11 protein-coding genes are annotated in these 22,701 nt (G+C 41.4%); 2 read left to right on the forward strand and 9 right to left on the reverse strand.

Annotation, left to right across the window (positions count from 1 at the left end):
* The first annotated feature begins 292 nt into the window (after positions 1 to 292).
* Positions 293 to 1,579 (forward strand): IS1380-like element ISBf11 family transposase, encoded by a 1,287-nt coding sequence (locus EJL04_RS04480; RefSeq protein WP_125103926.1) that lies wholly within the window; start codon positions 293 to 295, stop codon positions 1,577 to 1,579.
* Positions 1,576 to 2,940: a DUF2971 domain-containing protein gene (locus tag EJL04_RS04485; RefSeq protein WP_125104184.1), complete on the forward strand. Its 1,365-nt coding sequence runs from the start codon at positions 1,576 to 1,578 to the stop codon at positions 2,938 to 2,940. The genes EJL04_RS04480 and EJL04_RS04485 overlap by 4 nt, the downstream gene beginning before the upstream one ends.
* Before the next feature lie 515 nt (positions 2,941 to 3,455).
* On the opposite strand, the gene EJL04_RS16800 is transcribed toward EJL04_RS04485, so the two are convergent.
* The 9 genes from EJL04_RS16800 to EJL04_RS16480 all read right to left on the reverse strand — a co-directional run bounded on the left by EJL04_RS16800 (position 3,456) and on the right by EJL04_RS16480 (position 22,577).
* The gene (locus EJL04_RS16800) at positions 3,456 to 3,557 is read right to left on the reverse strand and encodes a hypothetical protein (RefSeq protein ID WP_420899294.1); all 102 of its coding nucleotides are present in this window, start codon (positions 3,555 to 3,557) and stop codon (positions 3,456 to 3,458) included.
* Between the two features lie 1,344 nt (positions 3,558 to 4,901).
* A complete protein-coding gene (locus EJL04_RS04500; protein ID WP_125104186.1) occupies positions 4,902 to 12,857 on the reverse strand; it encodes a DEAD/DEAH box helicase in 7,956 nt (2,651 codons plus the stop codon).
* A gap of 312 nt (positions 12,858 to 13,169) precedes the next feature.
* A complete protein-coding gene (locus EJL04_RS16805; RefSeq protein ID WP_125104187.1) occupies positions 13,170 to 13,292 on the reverse strand; it encodes an integrase core domain-containing protein in 123 nt (40 codons plus the stop codon).
* Positions 13,293 to 15,216: 1,924 nt separating this feature from the next.
* Positions 15,217 to 16,299 carry a type I restriction endonuclease gene (locus EJL04_RS04515; RefSeq protein WP_125104189.1) on the reverse strand — a complete coding sequence of 361 codons (1,083 nt, stop codon included), beginning with the start codon at positions 16,297 to 16,299 and terminating at the stop codon, positions 15,217 to 15,219.
* Positions 16,300 to 16,625: 326 nt separating this feature from the next.
* Positions 16,626 to 17,108, reverse strand: coding sequence for a hypothetical protein (locus EJL04_RS04520; RefSeq protein WP_125104190.1), 483 nt, complete (start codon positions 17,106 to 17,108; stop codon positions 16,626 to 16,628).
* Complete coding sequence (locus EJL04_RS04525; protein WP_125104191.1) at positions 17,105 to 17,704, reverse strand: N-acetylmuramoyl-L-alanine amidase; 600 nt, start codon at positions 17,702 to 17,704, stop codon at positions 17,105 to 17,107. Before EJL04_RS04525 ends, EJL04_RS04520 begins: the two co-directional genes overlap by 4 nt.
* The gene (locus tag EJL04_RS04530) at positions 17,701 to 18,315 is read right to left on the reverse strand and encodes a hypothetical protein (protein WP_125104192.1); all 615 of its coding nucleotides are present in this window, start codon (positions 18,313 to 18,315) and stop codon (positions 17,701 to 17,703) included. The genes EJL04_RS04525 and EJL04_RS04530 overlap by 4 nt, the downstream gene beginning before the upstream one ends.
* Positions 18,312 to 18,548: a hypothetical protein gene (locus tag EJL04_RS04535; protein ID WP_125104193.1), complete on the reverse strand. Its 237-nt coding sequence runs from the start codon at positions 18,546 to 18,548 to the stop codon at positions 18,312 to 18,314. Before EJL04_RS04535 ends, EJL04_RS04530 begins: the two co-directional genes overlap by 4 nt.
* A gap of 15 nt (positions 18,549 to 18,563) precedes the next feature.
* On the reverse strand, positions 18,564 to 22,577 hold the full coding sequence (locus tag EJL04_RS16480) for a hypothetical protein (RefSeq protein WP_206429366.1): 4,014 nt from the start codon (positions 22,575 to 22,577) through the stop codon (positions 18,564 to 18,566).
* Positions 22,578 to 22,701 lie beyond the last annotated feature (124 nt).

Raw genomic sequence — 22,701 nt, forward strand, 5'->3', positions numbered from 1 at the left:
ATTTGGAAACACTAAAATCAAATTGATATGAGTATAGAGTATAATACCATTTCAAACATATCTGAATTACTAAATGAATATGGTAGGGAATATCAAATAATTCCCAATAATGAAATATTTTCTAGAGAATACATATGTGATGCTTTTATTTATAAACCTAAATTCCGCAGCATTTTAGTTTAACTTATTTTATAAGTACCTGAGCAACAAAAAGTTGCTCAGGATTTTGCTATGTCAGATTTTTCACCTATCTTAGTGTTGCAAATCAAAATATGTATCAAACCCGACAGACATGGCAAAGGTAGCAATAAAATCTGAGAAACTCTCTCCTTTTGGAGGAATTTTTTCAATAATGGAGCAATTTGACTCCAATCTCTCATCTGTAATCGACTCAACCCTCGGTATGAGATGCAGGCTGTATGGTTATCAATACAGCGAAATCATCCGTTCGCTTATGAGCGTTTATTTCTGTGGCGGCTCATGCATAGAGGATGTCACCACTCATCTGATGTACCACCTCTCGCTTCATCCGACACTTCGCACATGCAGTGCCGACACGATTCTCAGAGCCATAAAGGAACTGACCCAGGATAACATTTCCTACACATCCGACACTGGCAAGACCTACGACTTCAACACGGCAGACAAGCTGAATACACTGCTCCTCAATTGCCTATTGTCCACAGGGCAACTGAAAGAGGGCGAGGGGTATGACGTTGACTTCGACCACCAGTTCATAGAGGCTGAGAAGTATGATGCGAAGCCTACATACAAGAAGTTCCTTGGTTATCACCCTGGCGTGGCGGTTATTGGCGACTTGATTGTCGGCATTGAGAACAGCGACGGCAACACAAATGTCCGTTTCCACCAGAAGGACACGCTGAAGAGGTTCTTTGAAAGGTTTGAACAGAACAAGCTTATTATCAACCGTTTCAGAGCTGATTGCGGCTCGTGTTCTGAAGAGATAGTGGAAGAGATTGCTAAACACTGCAAGACCTTCTATATCCGTGCCAACCGATGCAGTTCGCTCTACAATGACATCTTTGCCCTCAGAGGTTGGAAGAAAGTGGAATTGGGCGGCATTGAGTTTGAGCTGGCCTCCATTCTCATCGAGAAATGGAAAGGGAAGGCATACCGTCTTGTGATTCAAAGACAGAAGCGGATAGACGGCGAACTCGACCTGTGGGAAGGAGAATACACCTACCGCTGCATCCTTACAAATGACTACGAGTCTTCCGAGAAAGAGATTGTCGAATTCTATAACCTCCGTGGAGGGAAGGAACGCATCTTCGATGACATGAATAACGGATTCGGCTGGAACAGGCTTCCAAAATCCTTCATGGGAGAAAACACGGTGTTTCTTCTGCTTACGGCACTCATACGCAACTTCTATAAATTCATCATGGCGAGGCTTGACGTGAAGAGGTTCGGACTCAAAGCAACAAGCCGCATCAAGGCGTTTGTCTTCAAGTTCATCTCTGTGCCAGCCAAATGGGTCAGGACATCAAGGCAGTATGTGCTGAATATCTATTCATGCAACAACGCTTATGCTGATGTGTTCCAGAATGACTTTGGATGACACCGACAACTTATGGTCGTGATTTTGCGTATTGCCTCAAGTCGCATGGTGGGGTAAGGGGATTTAATGCGTCTTTGTGGCGATTTTTGCTGCGTTGCACCCTCTTTTGCCACAGTGTCGCTACCTTTTTGACCTCTGTGTCATCTTATGAGGGCGGTTGCGGATTTGAGGATAAAAAGAATGTATTGATAGCAGTAGTGGAATTTAAAAATCTATATAAAAGATTGGCAAATAAAGGAATACTGCTAAATAGATTATTGCATTATGCAAATAAAGTAAATGCTTCATATTGTATATTGTGTAATGATACAGAAGGTTATTTTTATAAGGCTAATAATTACAACAATATAGAGAATATAGAGGTTCCATTAAGTAATTTAGAGCTTATAATAAGATCTATTATTGAGGAAATCAATAATTTAGAGGAGAAATTCAACCCCAATGAGATTTTGTCAATTTTTAGACAGACAAAAAATGAGTGCAATCTCAATAATCGTCAATTCAATAATTTTATAGATGAGCTTGATGTAGATTATATAAAAAACAATATCTCGAAATTGCCTGATGGCCGTTTTTCTTTAAGTGAAGAATTTGAAAGAAAATTCTTCACTAATATGCTTATAGATAGAGAATTTAATCAATTATGCAGATATACTTCTCTCTCATCAACAATAAGAATAATCAAAGAAAAGAAAGCAAGTGTATGTAGTATAGCTTGCATGAATGATAAAAGTGAATGTTATTATTTTGATCAGTATATCAATAATATTGATAAAATTGATTATTCGTCATTATCACCTTATACCATTAAAGAAATAAACAGTACATTTATCAGTTCGTGTGCTGAAATTGAAAGCAAAGACAAACTAACAATGTGGAGAATGTATGGAAACGATGCTAAAGGTACTTGCTTAATCTATAATATAGATAAAGATTTATTGGATAATAACTTTTTCATAGCTCCAATTTCCTATGCTGAAAAAGACAAGAAGCATCCATATATTGAGTTTATAAAAAAGCTACTAGAAAAAGATGTATGCTTTAATCAACTTAATATATGGAAGCACTTTTTCAAGCCTGTAGATTATAAAGATGAGAAAGAAATAAGATTACTTTATTTCTGTGATGATGAAAGTAAGTTTAAGTGGATTCAATCGTCTGATGAAATATTCTGCCCAATAATAGAATTTCCTATTAATGATGGCAACAATAAATACCCATTGATTATAGAAGAAATAATTTTAGGCCCTAAATGTTCTGAAAAGATAACAAACAGACAACAATTACAACTATATTGTTCATATAATAAGATTCCTAAAAAAGTAAATATTACTTTGTCTGAAATAGATAATTACAGGTAGATTTTATGAGGATGTAAACTATGCTGTGCAGCAAAGAGTAAAACTTGACAAACACATTTTTGGGAAGAAGAATTTGATTTTGAAAGTATCAAATACATGACTTGAGCAGTTAGAACTATGTTCCTTTGTGAAGCAGGTATGCATATTATTTCATATTTAGTTAATATCTATTTAATATCTATTTATATCAACCTGTATAAATACTAAAATTAATTTTCAAAAAGAAAATCCGCCTGTCTCTTACGGTCATTCGCAAAATGCAGGCGGAATGATGGAACATATATGTTCAGTCTATGGGGCTATTCTTTCCACTGCGATTCTTCTTGTCAGTTCGTAGGTAAACTATAACCTTGATGTTTATTATCGGAAAATCTGCCCAATTGCTGTTGCAAGTGACCTTTCATATTCTCTTTTGAAGTGTAGGGTGGACTCATCCTTTGAGCTTTTCAGTTCATTGTCAACCAATGCTATGGTTCGGTTGAAATTGTCGGCATTCACAAACAAACTCCCATCTGTCATCCAGAAGATATTGCCGGTTTCTTCGTCACGATGTTTGTCAATGCGCTGCGCAAGGCAATCTCTACTTTCTCTATATCGTTAAAGAGAAACAATCGCAATTTCTTATCGAAACGATATGGGTTAAGTGCGTCTTGAAAGGAGCTGTCTGCCTTGTCTTGTATTGATGAACCTCCTTGGGCATCTGCAGCATGGGATACAGATAGGAGTCAAGCCTGTAATTGCCGATGTTTCGGATATAATGCTCCATCCGTAGGGAGTCCCTAACGTCCCAACTTTTGTTTTTCAGCAGAGTGACAATCTCAATGGAGGATGTGTAGACCAGGTAAGATTAAATGCCCATAGTATAAAAATAAAACGCCCCCCAGATTTGAGCATCGTTGAGAGGCTTTGGGGGGTCTAATGTTGTAAAAATACAACAACTATTTCATTCTGCCAAATTTTTGCGGATGTTTCTGTTGCATGGTTTGTCGTTACCAGTTTCCGTAGGGGCTGGATTTTCCAGCTTTAGGGTCAGCAAGGTAAGACAAAGTGCAAATCATCAAGCGACATTATATCCGGATGGCGGGAACAGAACCATTCGGCCGGTTTCCCGTCTGCGCTTGGTTTATTAACAGGGCAGCCTTCCATAGTCAGTGGCAGATGGCGATATTTACTGTAAGAAATGAAATAATGATACGCACTTATATTCTATGAACAGGAGAGTTTAGGATACTATGCGTTTTAATGCAAATTTTATGGATATGAAGGATGAAGAAGAAATATAAAATAGGGTTAAATTGTTACAGTAAACTATGTGTTACTGCTATAGTTCATTCTAATATGTAAAGTTAGAGTTTTCTAAAGATGTATATATAGTAATATATTATTAACTCTATGGATACTGACTGTTTTGCTCGCAAAAAAACAATAGATTTTTTCTCGAAACAGATTGAAAAGGGACGAAAATACCCTTTTCAATCCTCGAACACCAGTTCACAAAAAGTAGGGCATTCGGGGTTTATTTCGCCAAAATAAGCGGTAAAATCGAGGATGGATTCACGGATATTTTAGGATTCAAATTAAGGTATCTCGTGTTTGAAGAGGGATTGAATATTTTATCGACACTTTGATTTTCAAGGAAGGACATCTCTGTCAAATCAATACGACATTCACCAGATGCTTACATATGAGACTCCATTCTCCTTACAGTATTGAACTATTTCTACGATTTCTTCTCGTGTAAGCATCTTTTTTTGCATGAAGATACCTCGTGTGGAATAAAATCGCTATATGCACTTTACCGGTTGCTTACAAATCAAATTACAGGAAGCAATCTTTTATAAAAGCCTCGGCACACTTGGGGGAGGCAATCATTTCATTGAATACACTGAGAATGACACTACCCAAAAAGAGTGAGAAAAACGAATCTCCCACTCTAATTGAAGCATTAATTCAATGTGATATTACCTGAACTGTTCATTGATTTGTATATCAACAGCCATGTCATCTTTTCTAACCTCATAAAACGACGAAGGTTCATAATAGACATTGACTGGCATATGGCATGTCACATTTGTGTGTTGCTGAATATAGTCTGATTGTTCAAACATTATCTGTTCGATGTCATTGCAGAACATGATAGATTTATCATTTGCCATTTTGCCTAAGACTTCTCTTGCCGTAAATCCAGGTATTCTGTTGTCAGGTACCAAGAAGAAGAGGTAATCTTTTGCGCGACTCATAGCCACGTTGATAATATTTTGGTTGTTTACATGTGCGTTCTGTCCAATATTCATTGGAGGATTGAGAACTACTATCATGATATCGCATTCATCTCCTTGGAAGCTATGAACCGTACCGCAACTTATCATACAAGCGTCATTTGATATGTCTCTTAGTTCAATCATCTGTTTGATACAGTCTGCTTGTTTCTTATAAGGACATACTATTCCGATAGAATATGGCTCTTCCGGCTTTTCGTCTGCTATTCTTTGGGCGATATAACTCGCATATTCATATCCAAATATCGCAGAATAGAGGTGGAAGGCAGATCCATCGATCGCATCTAACCCATAAAGATTATCAAGCAGTTCTGTCTTGAACCCCACGAAGTTGATACTTGAGATCTTGAATCCAATATCAAGCTTCTTCTGACTGTCTTGATTTCTGTTCGGTTTGACAAGTCCGTTATAGCTGAATTCGCTGACCAATTCTCCAATAGTGGGGATGGAACGGTATTGAATATTCAGACACTCAACCTGAGGGTGTTTTTGAGCCGCAGCAAAACTGTTTAGTCCGACCATCTGGTAGATGTTCTCTGGTTGGATTTCATTCTGCCTTACTGGTTGAATCTGCTTGGGATCACCAGAGATGATGAACTGACAATTATGGCTCTTGTAGAGAATAAATGCCATAGTCACTATATCTATCATAGATGCTTCATCGATGATGACATAGTCCCAGTGGTGGTCGCAAATTATTACCTCATATGGCATGAGGTAATCGTATGCATATCTTGCTGCAGTAGTGACAACAACATGGTGTTCTTCTGAGTCTATGAATTTGTCATCTCTCGTATAGACACGGTTGGATTGCAGATACTCAAGGCTCTCCGTGACTCCATACCTGAAAGTATATGGCGAACAAGACTCCACAGCATTCAATCTAGATGCAATAACATCCGCAGCTTTGTTGGTTGGAGTCAGCACAAGAATGTCCAATGGAGAATTGTTGCTTGAAATAATCTTATCTATTTTGGCTACCAAACGTGTAGTCTTTCCAGTTCCAGGAGGTCCATAGATATACTTTATGCAATCTGAAAGATTATCCTTTAGATTGTAGTCGTCAGGGAAATCAAGTCTTATGAACTGCTTTGTCAGAGCATCTATGTGGTTGGCCGTAGCACCGTTTGCAACTAGTCTCACCTTGTCCGCATCATTAATTTTAGTCTCTAGTTCGGAGGCATCATCATAGAATGCCCATATAGCATCTTCTGTGAAGTACTGAAGATCGACCTTAATCTTTTCAGAGACATCTCCCTTAAGGATGTGTAAAGTGATATCATCGGCATGCTCTATCCATTTAGGAACAACCCTGTTCGGTTTAAGAATAGCGATTGTGCAGTTGTCTAAAACCTTGGCCTCCCTGAAATCAATCTGCACACTTCTGGTTGTTGCTGTATTATTCTTCTGATTGTACAGCTGTTCCATTAGGTATTTGAACCAAAGGAATGTATATTTCTCGGTTCTGTTGATTGCTTGCTCAAGGTCTGCCTGGTCTTTTGCTTTGTCAAGTTCTTCTTGAGCAGCCTTTTGCTTACTATTGAAAGAATCTCTATTACATCTGTCAGCATTTGAGCCTAGACTTGGCTCATCTAGAGTGTTGTTCCTTGCTTGGGTATACTGCTTTGTGTTAACAGCATCATCAAAGAATTCTCCTTTATTGTTTTCGGATGAAGACGACGGCTGGCTGCACACATCGCTATCTGATCTAGTTGGTCTAATACTATGAGGTTTCTGGATAGGTGCCTGTTTCTGTCTTTCCCATTTTTCCTTAAGACGATCTGCAAGAGGTTTTCTTTGTTCCTCAGTATCATCATTTTTGCTGGCAAGGCCAGATGGTTGAGTGTCAGAGGATCTGTTATTATTGGTCGAAGTTTCATGCCTCTGGTGTGTTCCACCCAAGTCACTTCGACGTTTTCTCTCCGTGCTAGACTGCTCGCTATCGTCATATGAAGAACTTGTAGAGCTCTGTTCTTCGTAACGAACTGAATTCTGAGATTGCTGTGCCTGTTTCTGCTCCATACCTTGTCCAGCCTGCTGCTTCAAATCTTCCGGTAAGTTGTTCACCACATTGTCATCTTCCGAGAATACCTCGGCATTTACGTTTTCGTCGACAGTGATGACTGCACGGTCAGCTTCATCCATATATGTCAGCAACTCATTTGGTAGAGATCCACCTTCTTGTTGCTTGATGAAATCTACAAATGGACGCAGGAATAATTTGCGCAAGAAATTCTGGTCGAATGTTCCCTTGACTTCAAGTTTCTTGATGATCCAATTTAGAATCTCAATGAACATTGAGCCTTGCCAAGAACCTATATACCAAAGATTGGATGCTTCTTCGCTATAGATTTCCAGATCGGTAGCAATATTCTCGTTGTAGGAATATATTATACTCTCGCATTGTGATATGTCTGCTCTGTCTAACTTTGCCTTGTAACCTGCATAGATCTCTTCCCAATTCTCCTTACCTGTCTTATAGGCAAGATACACAAGTCTCTTAGATATTTCGCGAATCGCTTCAACATCCTTATGATAGTCTCCTGCTTTCTGCTTTGAGAAATCGTCGTTGGTCAGGATTCTGATATTTAGAATACCGCATAACTTATTGAAGTCTTCTTTCGTTTCAGGCATATAAGAAGGGTTGCAGACAAATGAATTGCCTCCAAAATTGCCCTTCAATGTCTCGTTGCCCCATTCCAAAGCAACGAGAGTATTCAATGGAACCCAACACTTTGCACCATTGAACCAGTTTGCGGTCTTGCAATAATCCGCAATGTCAGATTTGTATCGTTGAAGAGTTTCTTCTTTAGTATCAACAAACCATTTGATTACCTCACGACGGAAATCATGAGTATCGAGGCTAAGATACTCCAGACAGTCAGGAAGATAAAGCCTTCCTCTCAGTCCAATCTTTTCTATCCAACCAGGCAATTCAATGGCAGGAAGCTTATCTGCACCGTCCCTCAGCTTAAGAACAATCTTTTGAAGGTTCGGATTCCTATAGTCATATACCTCAGTTGGTTTCTTCATTCCCTTTCTTGTAGGAATACATGCTATGCTTCTAAGTTTTTCATCTGTTAGCATATCTTTCAGATACCAATTCTTGTTAGATGCATACTGTCTCCAGAAATACAGAGAGAATCTCTCATTCTGCAGAAGTCTTAGATTATACTCGCTGAATCCGTCAAGTATTCCTAAGCATAAGCAGAAGAAATGTTTCAAACCATTTGAATAGTACTCATTATACTTCTCGCTGACGAAATCCAATTCTGTAATCCCATTAGCCATGTACTGGCAGTCCGGGTTATATATGGAACTGAGGTATTGTTCACTACTCCTTTTGAACTTACCTGTTGTGGTAAAGAGATAGATGTCTCCCAGATTTTTTATTAACTCGAGGAGTCCTACGGTATCGGAGTTATAGGCCTTAGCAAGTTCACCGATAATCCTATAATGAGCTTCTGTCTGGGCATAGAAATCCTGATGTTGACAGAAATATTTCAGCTTGAGATCCCTCAATTGTGTCGCATTCTCACATTTATTGCCGAGATTATCGGCTATGAGTTTTATGAACTTAGTTATCTCTCTGCGTTTTTCTGAATCGGTACCACAATCAGATAAGTATTCTTCAGAAAGGAGTTTGTTTATCTGAATATCTGAGAACACATTTTGTTCAACATCAAAGTATTGTCCAGAAACAACCACGTCCTTGGGTGTACGGTATTCGCCATCGTGGCAGAGCAATTGGAGTTCATTCAAGTATGTGGTTGCTTTTGTATCATTTGATTCCAGTTTTGACTTGAAACTTTCACAATATTTGGCAAGGACACCAACGATTGATTTGTTCTTATATTTGGACAGTTTAGGAAGAACATCATTGAAGACAATCTCCTTGAAATCCACAGTCAATTTCAGAGCTTTGAACAAAGAAATCCAATCTCTCTCCTGGTCTTCCTCTATATATTTCTCAGATACAAATACAGGTTTGCTGATATGCTCGTTAATAAACTGCTCCAGACCTTCTGTTTTTGAGTATCTGCCAGAAATATAAAAACTTGAAGGATTCCCAAAGTGCTCACATTCATCGCCTACCGTTTTGCCTAACATAGGGAATATGACAAGTTTAGCTTTCTTTTCTCGGCTGGTCTTGCTGTCTGCGACCCATCGCCAGAAACGGACATTTCGTTCTTCATCTTTCAGATATGACTCGACTACAGACGATATTTGCTCCTGTATTATGTATTCATAGAAACCGTCCTCATCAATCTCCACATTGCCCAGTTTGTCAATAAAATACTTTTTATCCTTGTCAGACACGATATAATCTGGGTGAATGGAATCCAATATAGATGTAGGGAAAAGATCCTTTGAGACAATATCTGTCAAAAGTGCAGACGGCAGGTAGTGGTTGTTGGAGCTATCAACCAATTCACCTTCTGGACTGACAGGAGAGGAAATGAAAATTGGCATATTCTTAACAACCTCAAAGTCCTTCTCTGAGATTCCATCATGTATATCTGCCAAATAACGGTGGAATGAGATGTTGTTGTCTCTATTATTGAGGTTCGCTTTGATTCTGTCCAAATGTTTGAACAGATGAGCTCGCAGATAATGCAGTTTTTCGAATCGCTTCATTCCGAGTGACATAAAGAACTGGCATCTCTCAGATCCATCAAAAAGGTCAGAATAGAACTCGTCGCAGATGACAAGGTATGACGAATTGAACCATGGTTGGTCATACAACTCAAGTACCTCTCGATTAGGAAGATAGATGCTTCCTCCAAGGGACTCTATTGTTTGAAGACAGTCGGAATCCTTTATTAGAATAGGTATTGATTTGTATTGAGGGTCAATTATTCCATTCTTGAAAATCTGGGATCTGTTTACAAATAACCAGTTAAGGAAATCCTTGCTAATCTCTTTAGTTGTTATATTTGAGAATACCTCTTGAAGGTGAGAACGAAGGGACTGATAAAGACCTGCTACTGAATATTTTTGGACAATCTGCTTCTGCGAGAAGAACTCAGTAAGTCTGCTTGATTCTGTACTGTCCAGATTCTTGGAATACTCGTCTGAGATTGCCAGACAGCAGCCTTCAGGCATCCAAGGATTAACAGACATAGTTTCCCAGTCCGAGTCTTTCCAGAAGATGGTTCTGGTGATTGGATGCCATTGCTCCTTTTTGCCATCTGTAGTAATAACCAGATAGTTTTGACGCATCATAGGGGAAAGGTTACTGATGCAATCCTGTATTTTGGAAAGATATCTGAAGAAGTCGATATTTGATTCCTTGTCCTTAATCAACTCAGCGATTACAGGAATTCTTTCATCTTTGCTGACGAAAAGCCTATAGCAATCGGTTTGAGACAAAGACTTGATCTTGCATGTTGATTCCAGATACTTCTCAACCTTCTCCTTGTCTCTGCCAAGATAATCTTCATGAAGGAACTTTATCCATTCCTTCTTTATCCAAGAACGCTTGGCTAGATCTTTACCTGTATCATTAGCCTGGTATAGGTCTGATACGCCAATAACTACATTGTTGCTCTGGTCATAATATGGATAGTCGGAAGGTATCTGATGAACGCTGTTTGTTACAGCGAGGAAATGGAGATAGCTGACACTATTCTGCTTAAAGCTGAAGAGTTGAGAATATCTTGAGAAATCACCGAATATCTTTCTTGTAAATTCATACTCGCTGAATTTCTTAAATCGTGTACTATATCCAACCCATGTTTTGAAATTATTGGTTAGTTTTTCCCTTATTTCGACATTCAATCTTGGAAGATCTTGACTAAGGAAACTGATGTCATCATGGTACTGGTCTATATCGTAATAGATGGACTCTGCTTTGTCAAGAGCGCCATCTTCTTTGAGGAATATCTTATATCCCCAATAGTTCATGATATAGTCGGATCTGAGGAGATAGCTGATGAAGCTTAAGTTGTTGTCCTTGCTTCTCAACCATTCCTTGAAATCATCTTCGAAACACAACTGAGTGAGCTGATTGTTATTGAACTCAATACTCACGTTAAAGTGACTGAGAAGTTCTTTCAGCTTTATGTTTGTGCGGATTTCATGGTGGGGAAGTGCGCCTGTAGTATCATAGAACTCATATAATTCTTCATCAGTAAGAACCGGCTCTTGACATGCTACAAAATCGATCTTGTCAAATAGTACATCCTCAAGCTTTATCAGATGGTATCCGTCTCTTAATGTAGGAATGCAAGGTATCTGCTTTATTCTATGGCTGAAACCTTTGAGGAACATAACTGCATACTTGTCTCTGCTATTGAACTCTGGGAGGAGTTCGAAGACAGATGTCATGTCATATTCACCTTCTTTTTCCAGGAAAGATACCCACCAATCAGCAAACTGACATCCGCATTGTTCCATGACCCTGTCGTTCCAGACAACGTCATGAAGGCCACTTCTCGAACCATTTGGGACAAAGTCTGCATTGAAAAGGAAATTGAACCCAAGTCTCAGTTCTGTAGGCAGATAGTTATAGACTCTGGCATTTTCCACAGGAATGAGAGTCTTCCCATCACGAGCAACTGCAAAGGAGATACGTACTTCACTGATGTCCTTGAATTTCTCTGGAATTTTGTCACCTGAATTGATATTCTTTTCTACCCATTTCCTCAAGTCTTCAGGTATTAAATACCTGAAGTCTGTTACTATCCATTTCTTGTCGTCCTTTTCGACGGAATAACGTGTTATGCCTTCATTGATGACATCTACCTTATAAACATTCGGAATGAAGAGAAGGATCTGATTATCGCTGAAGACCTTGTCAAGCTGTTCTATGTTCTCGCTTGCTTCAGTCTTATGACGAAGCGCAAACATAACTCTCATTCCATACTTAGACATTATCTCCTTAACTTCTTCATCAAGATCTTGTGCGGTAGTAGGTATAGGCATAAGAGCCCAAGGGCAGTCTCCTGCGAATTCGTGCTCGGAAAATGATTTATCAAACCTTAGACTCCAATCACCTGATTTGAGATATACATAGTTGTTATTTACAAAGACTGTCTTGAATCCGATACCTTTGTATCCGATGGCGTCAGTATTCTTTTTCTTTTCACCCTGATTGATTGAACTAATGGCAACAACATTCCTAAGGTTAAAACAGGCTCCCGAATGAAAAAAGAACAGATAATGCTTTGTCAGTATAAACTTGACTTCTACATGCTCGTTTTCATGTGGGTAGTCATTGGCATTCTGAAGCAACTCATATACATATGTGTGCTGGGCACCTGTAACCTCATTGAAGATAGTCTTTTGGAAATTGTTGAAAAGTTCCAAGTTACTACCGCTTAGTCGAAGTCTTGCATCAAACAGACCCTGTAAGAAATGAGCATTGTCAATCTTCTCTGGCTCGCCATCTACAATGATTGCGGTCTTGCTTGCATTCAAATTCCAACGGAATGAATAGAAATTGCCAGGAACCAACTTGTCATCATGATACTCTACCACAAGTTCTGCGGTATCAGAGACAGGGTTCTTGACAACATCACCTTCTCCACCACGTATATCAGTGAAGTAAGACTTCTTGTTATCGGTAATTGTATAACAGCCAATCAAGTAGTCTGAACCAATTCGTTTTCTTAGGCCTTGCTCGTTTATTTCCATCTAATCTTTCTTTATGTTTTTCTGATTTATCTTTATGTAAACTTCCCCTTTTTAGGACAGTCTTCAGTTAGATAACAAATATAATTTATTTTGTCCAATTGCATGTATAGTTTGAGGATTGATTTCAGATAGGCCACCCTATGGGCGCTTGCCCTGGCCTTGCTCAACTCGGAAGCGAAGCTGGATTCGCCATCCTGAACATCAATCATTGTATGTCACACCTTTTTGCCCGATACTCCATCGGCGACATATTGTCGATACTCTCATGGGGATCTCATTGTTGTAATAACAGTTCCACTCTTGAGCTACACGTTACACTTCCTCTATGCTCCTGAAAATGTACGTGTCAAGTACAGCCCTTCTGTAACTGCCGTTGAATCGTTCTATATATCCGTTCTGGGTCGGATATCCAGGCCGGGTATACAGAATACTCATATCGTTCCCCTTGCACTATTCCTTAAAATCCTTTGAAATGAACTCCGGGCCGTTATCACATTTGATGTTTTCTGGCTTGCCATTCAGCTAAATTACCTTTCCCAATGTCTTTTACCCTTCTTGCCGGGAAAGACATCGAAACCTTCTGGGACACCGCCACCTTATCGCTGTCATCCATTATGTTCAGTACTCGGAACTTCCTTCTGCACTCCAGGATATCACCCACAAAATCCATAGACCATGTCGTATTGGGCTCAGATGGCTGTCCCAAAGATGTCTTGACACTTGCTGGAAAGCATTTCTTCAAACGGACACGTTTCTCGTAGTGCATATTCTTGTATACACGGTAAACCTTCTTGTGTTTCCACTTCTTTCACGCCTGAGACGTTTGAATATCTTCCAGAAACTTGGCTGCCGTCCTTATCACTTCTTCCACTTCAGTGTTATCTCACCTTTCCTGATAATAGTAATCCGAACGGTGGATCTCCATCAGCTTGCACACCCGAGCGATGCTCAATTCGTATTCCTCTACAATCTCTACTGCATTTGTTTCTTTATCTCGGTGTAAAATGCTATAGAGGATGGCGGGATTTATTTCGCCCAAAAGGACTGTAAAATTGAGGATGGATTCACGGATATTTTCGGATTCCAATTGTGGGATATTGAGTCTGGTCGAAGAGGTGTTTTGCTAGGCCTTAATAGCACCAAGAGCACACATAAATTTTGCAGCCAAAAGAAAATTGCAGTAGCGTAGTCATCTTTTTTCTTCCCTTATTTAGACTTTACTTTAATGAACGTATATATGAATAAGGGGATAAAGTGAAAGTAGAACACAATTCGATGCAAAATTAAAAATCCTAGAATTAAATTCTGGAAAAGTATATAAAACCATCACTAAACTCAAATATACCACTAGAAAATAAAAGACTCACCCTGAGCGCGCTGTTCTTATGGGAAGCGGGGTGAGTATGTTATTGCAAATTTAATTAATAAACTTCATATACCAATGTCTTTCTTAAATATATTGCAAGAATGAATTATATGGTAATAGGTCCATGCATTATTACTTTCTTATTGATTGCTAATAGCTTACTCGTTTTTTACGAAAAATATCCTTTATATTTCGATTTTATTTACTATGTTATGTTCTTTTAGAATAAGGGGATGGAAAATGGGACTTGTGCTTTTTATCTAATGTCCTTGCGTTAATCTTTCTAGGTACTTTAATAAGCCTTCCGATGCATGAAGGAATAATATAAAATACATTTCATACATTTCGAACAAAATTTCATCTGATGTAATTCTAATTCCGTATTTGTTTATATGTATATATCTGGTTATCAGTGGTTATGGTGTTTGATATTTTAGAAACTATGAGATTGAGGGTAGCTGTATAAAGCAATAATTATCTATGATTTAGATAGATTTTATAGTGAAAAGTACTCAAATTGCATAGAGGGACGTAAATTTGTCCCCCGTATATGACTTGGGGGACAAACGGGGGACAAAAATGTTGAAAAAATAGTCATAACAAAAGAAAATACCTTTCCTAAAACTATTATTTTGCCATATTTAAGTCGTTTTTAGTCAGTATTTTAGATTGATTATAGATATAACTATATGATAATCAAATAGTTAGCTATTTACCGATGCAGAAAGGTTACTTTCCCACGCAGTACTTTTGTTATAACTTGTAAATCAGTGATTTATAACGTGGTTTGACTGTTTAACAGTATGTCAGAGCAACAAAACAGCAACAAAAATGAAAAAAGAGGGGCTTTTCGACCCCTCTTCAAGCCCTCTGAGGGCAAAGATAGTTATTTTTCTCGAATACGCCGCATGTGGGCTTTACTTTTCAATCTCGTGTAAGTTATCACCTGAACAAACTTACGCCGACATACGGGCGCAATCTCTGTTGGGCTGTTTAGACGTATCTCTTCGCCGCCTCTGTCAGTTCATCTGCGTAGTTGTATATCTCGTCAAGTGTCTGAACCTTATACATACGTTCTGACTTGTCTTCTGAGATAATGGCAATGCGCTTGTTCTTCGGTTGGTTGAAGTAGAAGCGGACAACGGTCTTCCGCACATTGTTGTCAATCTGAACCCCGAAGTATGATCGTGTGTCCTTGTATGTGATGCGGTCAGAGGTCACAACGCTGCGGATAATAGACTTCACGATGAAGAACGCCTCCAACTCTTCTTCTGTTGTCACAATGCCGTCCTCGTTTGTCTCAGGCTCTGTGGGCTGTTCTTCTGTCTTCTCGGCGGTCTTCTGTTCTGTGGCGGTTGCTTCTTCATCTGTCTTGATTGCCGCTTTCAGACGGTCAGAAATAATGTCGTTTATATAACTGCCGATTGTACGCTTTGTCAGGGCTGTGAACTGTTCAAGAACCTTTTGGGAGAAAACGCCGTCATAGACCTGTTTCCCGAAGAACCTCACAAAGTCAGGAGAGGGGTTCGCGAACTCCTTTGAAATGGCGGTTTTGAGTTCGCCCATATATTTCAGCTCGCTTGCCGAACTTAGAATGTTGTCAACGTCAAAATAAGACCTGTGAAACTTCTTCAACTCTTCGACCTGAGCGTCTTTCATTTCAAGGAGGTTCACTTCCAAGAACGGCTTCTCGTCCATTTTATTAGGCTCGGCAAGGTCTGTGTAGAACTTGTATATTATGCCGTTTGTCAAGACCCCGAACTTCGCCTTTGACACGTTAAAATAACGTATCAGTTGGTTGTCATAAAGGTTCAGGTCTTGCTCCCAATGTTTACACTCAATGAGAATAATCGGCTCGCCGTCTTTCAGAATGGCGTAGTCAATCTTCTCGCCCTTTTTCATACCGATGTCACAACTCATTTCAGGTAACACCTCCAACGGGTTGAACACGTCATAGCCGAGAGCACTCAGGAAAGGCAGAATGAGAGCCGTCTTCGTTGCTTCTTCTGTCTTCAAGTTGTCTTTCAGACTTTCAATGCGCTCAAATAATTGTTTAATCGAATCTTTGAAATCCATATCTGCTGTTTTTACGTTAAAACTCTGTACCTTTGCAAAACACGGCTCGCCGTTGTCACAGAGACCCAACGTAAAAACGTGGGCATCCCCTTGAGGGTCAAGAGGTATCGCCAAACACCCAAACAGCCTACAAGGAAAATGCCCACGATATACGTGGGCATCTACCATTGCTTTTAAGGCTGTCTGAAATTTTGGCGATTTTCTTGACCCTCAAAACAATAGCAAACGCTATATTTTCAAATTTTGTCACAAAGGTAAGAATTTCTTTTTTAATTACGATAGAATTTCCGATTTTTATGTTTACGCCTTAATCATTTTCAGCGTTTTCAGCCCTTTTGAAGCCGTTTCAAGTACACAACCAAGGCGAAGATTGCCAACAAGAACCAAAAACCGAAGATTTCACATTTCTGAAACTTTGTCAGGTCACGGGGAACTGAAACTTTTTCTTTGACTTTCAGGTATCTGTCCCGATAAACTACGCTGTCCCATTTTTCAATCTTCTTGTCCGTCTCAATGGCTTTCTTCTGAGGCTTTGTCCGCAGATCGTGAAACAGAGAGCCGTCAGGGTTGATGCGAGCGTCAGAGGTGGCATATTCGTTTTCAAGGTGTGAAACGCTGTCACGGGTTGTGCGCTCTGCCGTCTGAGCGGGTATTTCAAGAAAGACCGTATCAGGAACGAGAATTGTCTGCGTCCTGACCTCAACACGGGTGCTGTCCTGACGGTCTGTTTCTGTTATCAGGTTTCTGCAAGGGCAGCAGCCCCACATGAGTGAGACCGCCGCCAATAAGATGAACAGTTTCTTTGTCATTTCTTCACGCTTTTGATATAAGACAGAATGCCGTCCACATGAACCTTTGTAATGAGCTGCTTGCCCTCTTCACTCAGAAGAAAATCTACGTCATCTTTGTTGTCCTGAAAAAGGTTCTCAGTCAAAACGGCGGGGCAGCTTGTATCTCGGCAGATAGCGAGGTTCTGAGTGATGAACGGCTGCTGTGGCGTGTATTTTCTCACTCTTAGCCCGTTTTTCTCTGCCGCCTGAGCAAGATACGTTGCAAGCGTCTTGCTCTTCTGAGAGGCATTCAGAGAGACGTGTGCCGACCACCCACGGGCTTCATTCCATTTGCCGTCAGCCCCCGCTGCGTTGTTGTGAATTGAGACCAACAGAGCGTTTGAAGCCCCGTGAGCCTTGCAGAGGTTGTTTGCCCTCTGACAGCGTTCTTTCAGGCTGATGTCGTTTGTTTCAGGGGTCAAGAGAAAAACGTGACCCGCCCCAAGCTCATGGCATAAAGCACACTGCAGACGCTTGGCAATCTCACGGGCGTAGGCGTACTCTCTCAGTCTTCCGTCAGGAGAACGCTTGCCCGCTGTGTCTTCTCCGTGACCGTTGTCAATTAATACTATCATAAGTTTGTTCCGTTTATGCGCTGATAAAAGTCTGTTTTGATGTTATCATACGCAAGTTTAACATTAGTGTAAGCACGGGCGTTGTTTTCCCCGTCCTCATTGTATATTTCACTTTCAACGACCTTGGCAACGTCTTCAACCCATTCAGGAGCACAGAAGTCTGACAGCGGTTTCCCGTGATACGTGAACGGGTCAAAGCGGCTGTTTCTGTCTTCATGAATGACTTTTAGAGACTTTCGTATTTTCTCTGCCGTTGCCCAATGGTCGATGATGTGGTTTTCTTTTCTGACCCTCTTAATAAGACGGCACACCTGTTCTACTGTCAGGTCAAAAGCAAAGCCCGTCAGGTTTCTGATGCGCAGCTGTGTCTCTGTACGAAGCCCCTCTGATATGTCTTGCAGCATGTCATTCTGTTTCCGAGTCTCTTCTGTCAGGTCTTTCATGCCGTTCTTCTGCTCCTGTATCATGTCATTGATGATGTTTTTGAACCACCTGAAAATGGCTATCATCATCGCCGCCGACAACAGGAGAAAGAAAGCCGCCGTAACAGCCATCAAGCCGAGGTCGCTGATACCCTTGGCAACCTCGGTAACGTGTTGAACCTCATTCATAGCACAGCCCTGATTGAATGTCCTACAACCGCCCCGCTCGCTGTCAGAGCGAAGTCTATCCAATCCCAAGAGCCGCCATAAAGAACGTCTTTCAGTTCAAGAGCAGCCCCCACACCCGCACCCGTATAACAGGCACAATACCAATCGTCAGCCCCAAGCCCAATCAAGACCCCGCCGACAAAATGTTTCCAACGATTGCTCTTTGAGAACCATTCGATTACTTTTTCTTTCATGTTCCTTTATATTGATTAAGTAACTATTTTAAGTGTGTCTCCATTTCTATAAATTTGCCCTTTTGTTGAGGGTTTTGAAGACGGTAAAACATAATCTGACAGAATAATTTTTTTTGTACTCCAACCTCCTGTTACCTGAAACATCGGGACAAGGTTACCTCCTGTTTCATTGCGATAAAGTCCAATTTCAAAGGCAGAAACTATAAGTTTGTTCATTATATCGCCGCCTGTTTCAGTTGAAAGTTCATTCATTGTTATCTTAGGACGGCGTAACCCAAATCCAATATCCTCAGCCTCAATTCTCATTATTTCAATATCTTTTCCGCCAATGTGGTTATATATTATTATAGAATTTGAAGACGGGTCAATCACAATTCTATTACCCGCATTGACGGTTGATATTTTACCCGTGAAATTACCTTGGATATTCACGTCCCCTGTTTTCCCGTCAAGGTAACAGGAATTGTTCTGAGAATACAGTTTCCCGTTCCTGAAAACCCACCCCGCAATATTGGCGTTTTCAGCCAACAGAAGTTGTGTTGCGACACTCTCAAAAGAAGCCCCAAAGGGATTCCAATAGTTCGTGTTTGTCGGGGCTTGACCAACAAAACCGCCTGAGCCGCTTGGAGCGTCAATTCTTGCCACATAATAGACAGAGTTATATTTGACAATATCCACCCTATGCGGATTGCCATAATAATATTTTGTTGAAGAATAATCTCCTCGGAATACGGGGGCGGGCGAGGCTCCGTCTTGACCGTTCTCTCCGTCCATTCCCCAACGTCCAATCAGGGCAACGTCTGTCTCTTCTGTTGTGTTGTCTGAGTACTTTATAATCTCATAATTATATAAGTACGGACGCGAGGCAGAAATATCCTGAACAAAACTGCTCCAACCAATAGTGTTCTTTGTCACGCCCGTTGAGAGGTTCGTGGCAAGGTACATTTCTGTTATTGAAACAATGCCACGCCCGTTTGTTCCGTCCTTACCGTCTGCGCCGTCTTGACCGTCAATGCCGTTGTACGGTGTTACTCTCACGGGGATTGACCACTGAGAAAGAAGTGTCTTGCCGTCACCTGACTTCACGGCTGTTGTCTGCCACAGATATTCAAGGCTTGCAACCGTTGGCACCTCAGTAGTCCACCCTGACGGGTTCAGGCTTGATTTTGAGAGGGCGGGCGGCGTTGTTGTTGAGCCGTTCTTGGCGTAACGTAGTTCTGTGAACTTACCCGCTGCGCCTTCTTGACCCGTGTCGCCTTTGTCGCCTTTTATCTGACCCACATTTTGCCATTTGTCGGTCTGAGCTACATACATACAACCGTTCAATGCTACATCGTCTGAGTTCATTATATAAGCGTCTCCCACCTCTGCGTAAACGGTCATCCAACCCTCAGCCGCTCCCGCAAAGGGTCTTCCGAGCTTCTTGACAACACAATATTTATCCTCGGTCGTTTCTCCCGATGTCAGCGTATATTTATCAATCAGGACAACGGGCTTTCTTCTGTCTTGATCCCATTCTTCCATTGTTGAATAATGTGCGTAAGCCTGACCCTTGATTTTGACAGAAGTGCCGTCAGCCCCCTTTGAACCCTGAGCAACGACTTGCCAATAAAGAGTGTTTGTCGGCTCAATGCCATTGACAGGTGTGTCGCTGAACATTCTGTATGTTGACGTATTGCCGTCCTTTGTGAAAGTGACTTCATCGCCATTATAATAAGTGTATGAGGCGTTGTATTCGCCCCTATAACAGCCGATATAGCTCTCTTGACCGCTTTGGCTCTGAACGATTGTGCCTTTTATTCTGAGCTTACCGTCCCCCGCCGAATTGAAGTCAAGAGCGTCCCCGAGCTTCATGGCGTTGGCGAACATATCAAAATAGCTGTTGCCGTCACCTGAAACAACTCTGTCGGTCGTTACACGCCCTGGCAATATCTCTGTGAAGCCGTAGAGCGTGGCAAAACTCCTCTCTCCGTTGTATTCGCTGTTCAGAACGCCGACAAGGAGGCAGTAGTGACCGTCAACACCATTCAACGTTTTTGCGCTCTCAGAGAGAAAGAAAACGCCCTTGTCGGTTGTCTTGCTGACCTTTGCGTATAGATAATACTTCTTTGAACCGTCTTCAAGTCTTGCGCTCTCAAACTCTTCAACGTTCCAATATAAGTATTCTTCGGGCTTATGCGATGAACTCAAAGAAGACACGCCGAGCGTCAGGTGCTGAATGAGACCCGCAGCCGCTTTCAGGGTCTTTGTCTCCTGATCGTAGTTTATCGTGTGGCTGACCTGTGTCGGGTTTGTCTTTGAAGAGACGAAACGGAATTGAAGACTTTCATCGCCGACAAGCATCTGCATGGTCTGTATGGCGATTGGGCTTATGCTTTGAGTGAAGTTTTCAAGCAGCGAAGCCTCTAACATGCTCATTGTTTCTTTTGCGTCCCTGAACCGTCTCTTTGTGAATTGAATAGCCTCACGGTGGTTGTCTTCAATGACCACCTCCTCGCTTTCAAGCTGCTTCAACTTTGAAGAGAAAGATGCGCTTTTCGTCTCGTTTGACAGTTCAAGAGATGGGCTGTGCGGCTTGTTGATATAATCTTTAATGCCCGTGATGCGGACGAGAACACCGTCTTTCTGAAAGCGTTCATCCGAGAACTTTATATACCCGCCGAGCTTGATGCGCCCGCCTATGTTCAGCCAATCTTTCTTTGCCCAAATGCCGTCAAGGTCTCCCGTGAACGTGAACTTTGTCTCCTCGTTGTCAAAGAGACTTTTCACGGCTTGACGGAACATATCCCATGAAGCCCCTGACTTTGTGGCGTTGTTGCAGATATAAGCGTCAGGCAACATACACTTGAAGACAGCGTATTTCTCGTTAGCCCGTGGGCAAAAGGTCTCATTCGGCATGGTCTGCCCGTCAATCTCTTGCGGCGTTATCTCAAAGCGGCGGGCGGCTTTCTTCAAAGAGCCGTCAGGGTTCAAAATTGAGTTGTGGTAGTATTTCACTTCAAACTCTTTACCCGCCAACATACCCGTCTGAAAGATAACTGTCATGGTCTCGCCGTCTATCAGGCATTTCTCGTAGTCAAGGTTCTCAGGGATTGAGTTGTCTATGATGTCGTAAAAGTTCTTGTCTTTGTCAACACACACGACAGAAGAAATTTCGCCGACATGCTTCGGGTAGATGTCTGAACAGTCAAGACTGCTCTCGGCGAGGCTTGTCAGGTCTTTGTCCTTTCTTCTGATTGAGAACCCCAAATCGTCAGTCATATAGTAACGGGCGTTGTCAGCGTTGAAGCCCTCTTCGTCTTCAAAGTAAACGCCGTCAAAGCCTATTGACTGAGACTTCGGCAAAAGAAGTTCTGAGCTTCCGTATTTGCTCGGGTCTATATTGTCTGAACCGCCCTGAACGTAGAGAATTTCAGTCGGTGGCGTTTCCCCATAGTTAGAACGCCCCACATTGGGCTTGAAGCCGTTACCCCGCCCGTATGAGAGCGGCAGCGGGTTGTTCTTGTTATATTCAACTTTGCGGAGCGAGACGGTCTTGCCGTTAAACTCAAATTCCGTGTTCAGGGTTGAAGCCATTTGTTCCAACGCCTCATAACAGAAAGCGTGGCTGTACGATATGCAGACTTCATCGCCTGACACACAAGAGCCGACCGCCCAACCCGTGTCACGGCGGTTCATGTTGTCAACGAACATTTGGAGATGTTCATGGGGCTTGGCGGTCAGGCTGAATTTCAGTCGCCCGTCAACGGGGTTTCTGAACTTCCAAATCTTCGCCTTTGCCTGACTGCTCTCCATTGTCACGGTGTATTCAAAACTGCGGCTGTGTTTCATCTTGAACGCCTCAGGGCGTTCAAGCGTGAAGCGTTCTCCCTGATAGTCACAATAACAGCCCACGGGCAACTCAACGTGTTCTGCGAGGCTGTAATAAAGCGTGAGGTTATAATCGCCCATGATAACTCTGTGGCGATAACTGTTATCGTCAACCTCAATTTCAAGGAGCTTTTTGCCTTTGTCGTTGTAAATTATCATTGTCGTTTTATTTGAGAGTTATTTTTTGCGAATTTGACGCACACGGCGTTTACTTTTCTCTGTGGTATGCTTATAAGGTAATCACTTCAAAAACGCTTTGTGGGGCTTTAGAATGAGTTACCGC

Origin of the sequence: Prevotella marseillensis (assembly GCF_900625065.1) — a bacterium.
GTDB lineage: Bacteria > Bacteroidota > Bacteroidia > Bacteroidales > Bacteroidaceae > Prevotella > Prevotella rara.

What these genes read in the sequence shown, in the direction of transcription:
- EJL04_RS04480 (WP_125103926.1), top strand. Translation starts at nt 293, where the DNA reads ATGGCAAAGGTAGCAATAAAATCTGAGAAACTCTCTCCTTTTGGAGGA.
- EJL04_RS04485 (WP_125104184.1), top strand. Translation starts at nt 1,576, where the DNA reads ATGACACCGACAACTTATGGTCGTGATTTTGCGTATTGCCTCAAGTCG.
- EJL04_RS04500 (WP_125104186.1), bottom strand. Translation starts at nt 12,857, where the DNA reads ATGGAAATAAACGAGCAAGGCCTAAGAAAACGAATTGGTTCAGACTAC.
- EJL04_RS16805 (WP_125104187.1), bottom strand. Translation starts at nt 13,292, where the DNA reads ATGAGTATTCTGTATACCCGGCCTGGATATCCGACCCAGAACGGATAT.
- EJL04_RS04515 (WP_125104189.1), bottom strand. Translation starts at nt 16,299, where the DNA reads ATGGATTTCAAAGATTCGATTAAACAATTATTTGAGCGCATTGAAAGT.
- EJL04_RS04520 (WP_125104190.1), bottom strand. Translation starts at nt 17,108, where the DNA reads ATGACAAAGAAACTGTTCATCTTATTGGCGGCGGTCTCACTCATGTGG.
- EJL04_RS04525 (WP_125104191.1), bottom strand. Translation starts at nt 17,704, where the DNA reads ATGATAGTATTAATTGACAACGGTCACGGAGAAGACACAGCGGGCAAG.
- EJL04_RS04530 (WP_125104192.1), bottom strand. Translation starts at nt 18,315, where the DNA reads ATGAATGAGGTTCAACACGTTACCGAGGTTGCCAAGGGTATCAGCGAC.
- EJL04_RS04535 (WP_125104193.1), bottom strand. Translation starts at nt 18,548, where the DNA reads ATGAAAGAAAAAGTAATCGAATGGTTCTCAAAGAGCAATCGTTGGAAA.
- EJL04_RS16480 (WP_206429366.1), bottom strand. Translation starts at nt 22,577, where the DNA reads ATGATAATTTACAACGACAAAGGCAAAAAGCTCCTTGAAATTGAGGTT.